Source organism: Streptomyces sp. NPDC031426 (assembly GCF_055581585.1).
The window spans coordinates 26,632-33,156 of the sequence record NZ_JBVIJE010000049.1; the positions used below are offsets into that span (position 1 = coordinate 26,632).

Genomic DNA, 6,525 nt, shown 5'->3' on the forward strand with positions numbered 1-6,525 from the left:
ACGCCTGCGGCTCGACCGCCACCGGCGGGTGCGCACCGCTGCTGCTGCTGGTCGCCGGAGGTCTCTCGGCGAGACTGGTCAGGAGGGACGTCTGCTCCCGGCGGTGGCGGGCGTGGCCGAGGCGGCTTGATGCGGCCGTGGGGCTGGAGGGGGCCGAGCGATTGGGCCCGGCCAAGCGGTTGGGCCCGGCCAAGCGGTTGGGCCTGGCTAAGCGGCTGAGTGTGGCCGAGGAACCGCTGCTTTTGGCGGAGGCCGACGTGTCCGAGGGACTGGCTGCGTCCGAGGGGCTCGGGCGGGGGTCGTGGAGGCAAATCCAATCAGGGTTTTTGAACCCGAAGCTCAGGCCCCACTCCTCGTCGCAGCCGCCCCAGTATGTCCCCACCCAGCCGCAGTAAGGGCCGCCGTAGCTGTAACAGGGGGGCGTTGATTTCTGCGGGCCCGGATTCGTCAAGGATGGCTGGGGTGATTCGGCTTTGCTGCGCGAGATGCGGTGGGCGCTGACCATGGGAACCTGCGTTGCATCGGAACTCTGGTGCATCCAGTCAGTGAAGAAGAGGGGCAGGCCGATGGCTGAGGCGGAAGCCGCCACCGTTGCAGCGGCGAGAGCACAGCGGATCAGGCCCATGACTGTTCCCTCTCGGCTTTGTGGTCTGTGACAGGTGTGGACGAACTCTGTGCACGGGCGCCGCCGCTGTGCACTGGAGCTGAACGTATGGTTTCGAGCCCTGCCCAACAACCAGCGAACCGCCGATCGGGCGGCCTTGCTCCGGTTTTTCACTCGAAGAGGCTTCGCACGATTCCGACTCGCCTCCCTTGATGAATGCCCACCTGCCAGCCTGCGCCATTCCGCGGCAGAGTGGCTCTCGATCTAAAACTGACGATCATCGTTGACACCTGGGTCTCCGGTCACTACGGAGATCCACATGCCGAAGTCCACTCCCACCACCCCGCCGCTTGACTGTGAGGCCAAGCGGCGCCTGGCCGCCTCATACGCCACGTCGAAGAGGTCACCGGGAACGTCGCAGTGTCCTGCCGGTACTTCGGGATCAGTCGGCAGGCGTACTACACCTGGTACCGCCGCTACCAGGCCGAGGGTGCCGAGGGCCTGCGCACCCACCTCGACCACATCGGCGTCCTGCAGGACATGGCGAAGCTGGAGCGACCTCTGGCCGACTACTTCCGGCAGAACTTCTGGGTGGCGGGCAGCGGCACGGTCAGCGAGCGCTACTTGCGGTGGACGGCCGAAGTGGTCGGCACCGACCGTATGGTGTACTCGACCGACTACCCGTACACCTTCGGGACCCGGCCCGGCGGCTTCCCGTTCCTCGACACCAGTGGTGGGGTCGCGCGGTCGTTCCTCGAAAGTGCGCCGTTCACCGAGGCCGAGAAGGCCGCCATCGGCTCCGGCAACCGGGAACGGCTGACCGGTCACGTGACCGCCGGCCGGGGCGGCCGGCAAGCGGTGTGATGTGAGCACTGCCGTAGGCGTGGCCAGGTCGAAGCCACAAGTAGTGCGGGCGCTCCAGTCGTGGTCGTCGGCGCGGGCTCGGCCGCGGGGCCGGGAGCGGCGGAGTCGGTTCAGGAGGCCGTCGCGGGAACGAGGTGGTCGAGTCCCTGCGCTCTGCCCGTCGCGGCCTCGATCGAGCGCGGAAGCATGATGCTCTCGTAGGCGCGGACCGCGTCGCCGACGCTGGATTCGGTAACGAGGGTGTGGGCGAGGTCGGAGCCGTCGAGCATGGCGAGATTGGCGCCCAGCCGGACCGGGCATCAAGTGCGCGGCGTCGCCGACAGCGTGACGCCGCGAACGTGCTCCCAGGTGTGCGGGGCGGGTAGGACGGACAGGGGCCGGTTGATGAACCCGTTGTCGCTGTTGCGCAGGATGTAGCGCAGGCTCTCGTCCCAGCCGTCGAACATGCTCAGCAGGTGCGTCCGCACGGCCCGCTGGTCGCCGAGGTCGATACCGGCGGCCACGTGCCAGTCCTGTGGCGCGCGGAGCGCGATGTAGGCGCGGATGTGGCCGTTGCTGTTGCGCTGGCGACCAAGGACCTGTCGGCGACCTTCGCCAGCATCGATCCGTTGCCGACCAGCCGCGCGAGGTCGGGATGGGAGGTGTCGCACAGCCCACCACGGCTTAGCCCCAGGGCAGCAACCGCCCCCACAACCCGACGCACCCTCAGCCGGCCGTCGCTCGAGCAACTTGCCAACGCCCCGGGCGCCCCGGCCCTGTGCCCCTGCCGGATCAGCCCGGCGCCACGAACCCCGACTCGTACGCCGCGATCACCGCCTGCGTCCGGTCCCGTGCGCCCAGCTTCGCCAGGACGGCGCTCACGTGCGACTTCACGGTCTCGGTGCCGACGACGAGGCGGGCGGCGATCTCCGCGTTGGACATCCCGCGCGCCATCAGCCGCAGCACCTCGGCCTCCCGCTCGGTCAGCCGGGCCCGCTCCAGCACCGCGCGCGCCGCCCGGTTACCGCCCCCGTCGGCGTACTGCGCGGCCAGCTGCCGCACGGAGGCCGGGAAAAGAAGCGACTCGCCCTCGGCGACCAGCCGCACCGCGTGCACGATCTCGGCGGGCCGGGCCCGCTTGAGCAGGAACCCGTCGGCGCCCGCGCGCAGCGCCTCGTACACGTACTCGTCGTTCTCGAACGTCGTCACCACGAGGATCTTCGGCGGCTCGTCGACGGTCTTCAGCACCGCGCGCGTCGCCTCGATCCCGTCCAGGAGCGGCATGCGGACGTCCATGGCGACGACGTCCGGCCGCAGCTGCCGCACCAGCGGGATCACCGCGGCTCCGTCGGCCGCCTCCCCGACCACCTCGATGTCGGGCTGCGCTTCCAGGACGGCCCGCAGACCGGCGCGTACGAGAGGTTCGTCGTCGACAAGGAGAACGGTGACCGGCATCCGGTCAGCCTAGATCAGCGCAGCGGCAGCTCGGCGTGCACCTGCCAGTCGCCCTCGTGCGGACCGGTCTGCGCGCGCCCACCGAGCAGGGCCGCCCGCTCGCGTATGCCGCGCAGGCCGCTGCCCCGGCCCGGGCCGGGCGTGGCCGCGTTCAGCGGATTGCGCACCTCCAGGTCGAGGCTGCCATCGCCGACCGTGACGCGGACCCGGACGGGCACCGCGCCCGCGTGCCGCAACACGTTCGTCAGCGCCTCCTGGAGGATGCGGTACCCCTCGCGGGACACCGGACCCGGCACCGTCTCCACCGCTCCGGTCACCTCGGCGTCGACCTTCGCGCCGGAGGCGCGCGCGGACTCCAGCAGCCGATCGGCCTCGGCCAGCGTCGGCCTGCTGCTCACCGGCCGCTGCGACTCGCGCAGGATGCCGAGCACCCGCTCCAGGTCCTCCAGGGCCGCGCGGCCGGTCTCCTCGATGGCGTCCAGGGCCCGGTCGGTGAACTCCGGATCGCCGGCCGCGCGCGCCGCGCCGGCCTGGACCACCGCGACCGTCAGGGCGTGCCCGATCGAGTCGTGCAGCTCGCGCGCGATGCGGTTGCGCTCCAGGAGCTGCTCCGTGCGCTCTTCCATGGCCGCCAGCCGCTCCGCGGCCGAGGGGCCGAGCAGCTGCCGGGCGACGGCGGTGACCAGTTCGCCCAGGCCGACGACGAGGGCGTAGAGCGCGACCAGGGGGAGCGGGATCAGGAGGGCGTACGCCCAGTGGGGCTGCGCCTCCTCCAGGACCGGGATCTCGGCGGGCACGTGTCCGAAGGCGATCCGGCCCAGCTCAAAGGCGATCAGCGGCAGCCACACGCAGGCGAACGTGGCCGGCACTGCGAGGGCCATGCGCACTTCCAGCCACAGCATGGTGCGTCCCCGGTCCCGCCAGGTCGCCGAGGGAGCCACGGAGATCCCCGACTCCGGTTCGCCGGGCGTGAGCAGCAGCCGCGCCTGCACGCCCTCGCCCATCCGCACCGCCGGGATCAGACCCACAGGAAGCAGAAGGAGCGCGGGCACCCACGGCCTCGACATGTCGATGAACAGCCACACGCTGACGATCAGCATCGGCACCCACAGGTGCAGCAAGCGCGTGTACGTCGTCCCCCGGAGCAGCGGACGGAGGAAGCGGGCCATTCCGACATCGTCCATTCCGCCATCGTGACAGGCGCCACTGACAACGGACCTCCCCCGCGCGGGGGAGACGATCTCCACCGGCGGGGGAGGAGCCGACGACCGCGAACGGTCAGGCTGTTGCCATGACCAGCATCGACGTACGAGACCTCACCAAGGAGTACGGCACGCGACGGGCCGTGGACCACCTCACCTTCAGCGTCCGCCCCGGCCGCGTCACCGGCTTCCTCGGCCCCAACGGCGCCGGAAAATCCACCACCATGCGGCTTGTCCTCGGCCTGGACCGGCCCACGTTCGGGACCGCCACGGTCGGCGGCCGCCCCTACGCCACGCTCACCGAACCCCTGCGCCACGTGGGCGCCCTGCTCGACGCGCAGGCCGCGCATGGTTCCCGCACCGGCCGCGACCATCTGCGGGCCCTGGCGACGAGCAACCGCATCCCGCTCCGCCGCGTCGACGAGGTATTGGAGGAGGCGGGCCTCGCGCCGGCGGCGCGGCGCCGGGTAAAGACGTACTCCCTGGGCATGCGGCAACGGCTTGGCATCGCCGCCGCGCTCCTCGGCGATCCCGAGGTGGTCCTGCTCGACGAGCCCTCCAACGGCCTCGACCCCGAAGGCATCGTCTGGATCCGCGCGTTGCTGCGCCGACTGGCCGAGGAGGGCCGCACGGTCCTGGTCTCCAGCCATCTGATGAACGAGACCGCGTCCTTCGCCGACCATCTCGTCGTCCTCGGCCGCGGCCGCCTGCTGGCCGACACCCCGATGCGGGACTTCATCCACGCGCGCGTGCAGCCCCGCGTACGGATCCGCACGACCGACACCGACGCCCTCCGCAGCGCACTCGCCCGACACGGCCATGAAGCCGAGCAACACGAGGACGGGCACTGGACCGTGTCCCACGGGCGCGTGGACGACATCGGCCGCCTCGCGTCGGCAGCGGGCGTGCCGATCCTCGAACTGGCGGCGCAGGAGGGCACCTTGGAGGAGGCCTACCTCGATCTGACCGCGACCGAAGCCGAGTTCGCCGCACAGTCCCAGGAGGCCTGACCATGTCCTTCACGCCCGTGCTCAACTCCGAGTGGATCAAGATCCGTACGCTGCGGTCGCTGACCGGCAGCCTGGGCGCCGTCCTGCTCGCCACCGCCGTCTTCTCCGCCCTCGCCTCGACGGACCCCGGCAGCAGCACCGGCGACCCCCTCTTCGCGGCATTCTTCGGCATCAGCTTCGGACAGGTCGCGGCGATTGCGTTCGGTGCGACGGCCGTCTCGTCGGAGTTCCAGGGCGGGGCGCTGCGGGTCTCGCTGGCGGCGGTCCCGCGGCGCGGGCGGTGGTTCGCGGCCAAGGCGACGGCGATCGCGGCACCAGTCCTGGCGGTCGGACTGCTCACCGGGTTCGTAAGCCTGGCGGTGGGGGAGGCGGTGCTCGGGTCCGCCGGTGACGGGATCACCTGGGCCCAGGGTGTGCGGGGCATCGTGGGCTGTGGGATCTACTTGACCCTGATGGCGTTGTTCGCCGCCGGGCTGAGTGCCGTGCTGCGCAGCGGAGTCGCCACCCTGAGCATCCTCGTACCGTTCCTCCTGATCGTGTCCTTCGTGATCGGCGACATGTCGGGCGGCGTCGCCGACTTCCTGCCCGACCGCGCGGGCCAGGTGGTGCTCCACGGGACCCGGGACGGGGCGTTGGGGCCCTGGAGCGGGCTCGCCGTGACTGCGCTCTGGACGGCGGCGGCGCTGGGCGCGGGAGCGTGGAGCGTCCGGCGCCGGGACGCATGACGGTGCGCCAACTGTCAGCGTAGACGGGGTCCTTGACCTTGAGCAGCGCGCAGCCCGTCGTCCTCATCGACGGCCGCTGTCACGTTGTTGGGTGTGTGAGTGTCTGACGGTGCGTCGGGGCATGTTTGGGCCCGCGGTCCGGGCCTGTGTTCAGGCCGTGGTGGGCCAGCCGCCAGTGCCGGTGATCTGGTCCCAGATGGCGAAGCGGATGGTCATCTCGGCTCGGTGTTCGGGAACGACCGTCTCTGGCAGGCCTACCTGCGGCGCTTCGACATTGAGCACACCTTCCGCCTTTTCAAGCAGACCCTCGGCTGGACCACCCCGCCGCCGACCGCTGGACCTGGGTGATCCTCGCCGCCTACACCCAACTGCGTCTGGCCCGCCCACTGGCAGCCGACCGGCGCCGTCCCTGGGAGAGACCCAGCCCTCCGGACAGGCTCACTCCCACCCGCGTCCGCCGCGACTTCAGGCACATCCGCCCACAGGCCGCCTGCCCGGCCAGAGCACCGAAACCCACCCTCCCCGGTCCCGGCCGGCCACCGGGTCGGAAAAATACCCGTCCCGCACCCCGCCACGACGTGCACACACCTAAGAAGCCGTATCTCAACCGATCATGGAACGTGCGGGTCGAACGCGGATTCCCGGTCGGGTGATCCTGCCGTGGCCAGGGCATGAAGACGGGACCT

The 6,525-nt window shown here is 70.9% G+C and carries 7 protein-coding genes and 2 pseudogenes; 4 read left to right on the plus strand and 5 right to left on the minus strand.

All coding sequences use genetic code 11. From position 1 onward, the window contains the following. Positions 1–923: 923 nt before the first annotated feature. Positions 924–1,114: pseudogene (locus tag ACZ5NH_RS43270) on the plus strand (helix-turn-helix domain-containing protein); the annotation flags it as partial. Positions 1,115–1,578: 464 nt separating this feature from the next. On the opposite strand, the gene ACZ5NH_RS43275 reads toward ACZ5NH_RS43270, so the two are convergent. The 4 genes from ACZ5NH_RS43275 to ACZ5NH_RS43290 all read right to left on the minus strand — a co-directional run bounded on the left by ACZ5NH_RS43275 (position 1,579) and on the right by ACZ5NH_RS43290 (position 4,071). After that, positions 1,579–1,737: a hypothetical protein gene (locus ACZ5NH_RS43275; RefSeq protein WP_468783701.1), complete on the minus strand. Its 159-nt coding sequence runs from the start codon at positions 1,735–1,737 to the stop codon at positions 1,579–1,581. Between the two features lie 30 nt (positions 1,738–1,767). Further along, positions 1,768–1,971, minus strand: coding sequence for a hypothetical protein (locus tag ACZ5NH_RS43280; protein ID WP_468783703.1), 204 nt, complete (start codon positions 1,969–1,971; stop codon positions 1,768–1,770). A 268-nt stretch (positions 1,972–2,239) separates the two neighbouring features. After that, the gene (locus ACZ5NH_RS43285; RefSeq protein WP_451009317.1) at positions 2,240–2,902 is read right to left on the minus strand and encodes a response regulator transcription factor; all 663 of its coding nucleotides are present in this window, start codon (positions 2,900–2,902) and stop codon (positions 2,240–2,242) included. A gap of 14 nt (positions 2,903–2,916) precedes the next feature. Continuing rightward, the gene (locus ACZ5NH_RS43290; protein ID WP_468783713.1) at positions 2,917–4,071 is read right to left on the minus strand and encodes a sensor histidine kinase; all 1,155 of its coding nucleotides are present in this window, start codon (positions 4,069–4,071) and stop codon (positions 2,917–2,919) included. Between the two features lie 122 nt (positions 4,072–4,193). Between ACZ5NH_RS43290 and ACZ5NH_RS43295 the strand changes: the two genes are divergently transcribed. Together ACZ5NH_RS43295 and ACZ5NH_RS43300 are read left to right on the plus strand one after the other, a co-directional pair. Continuing rightward, complete coding sequence (locus ACZ5NH_RS43295; protein ID WP_468783705.1) at positions 4,194–5,114, plus strand: ABC transporter ATP-binding protein; 921 nt, start codon at positions 4,194–4,196, stop codon at positions 5,112–5,114. Positions 5,115–5,116: 2 nt separating this feature from the next. After that, entirely contained in the window at positions 5,117–5,839 is a 723-nt protein-coding gene (locus ACZ5NH_RS43300; protein WP_468783707.1) for an ABC transporter permease subunit, read from the plus strand. Between the two features lie 150 nt (positions 5,840–5,989). On the opposite strand, the gene ACZ5NH_RS43305 is transcribed toward ACZ5NH_RS43300, so the two are convergent. Next, positions 5,990–6,121: a hypothetical protein gene (locus ACZ5NH_RS43305; protein ID WP_468783715.1), complete on the minus strand. Its 132-nt coding sequence runs from the start codon at positions 6,119–6,121 to the stop codon at positions 5,990–5,992. Here ACZ5NH_RS43305 and ACZ5NH_RS43310 point away from each other — a divergent pair. Next, a pseudogene (locus ACZ5NH_RS43310) lies at positions 6,077–6,492 on the plus strand (hypothetical protein); the annotation flags it as partial. The gene ACZ5NH_RS43305 and the pseudogene ACZ5NH_RS43310 overlap by 45 nt on opposite strands. Positions 6,493–6,525: the final 33 nt, after the last annotated feature.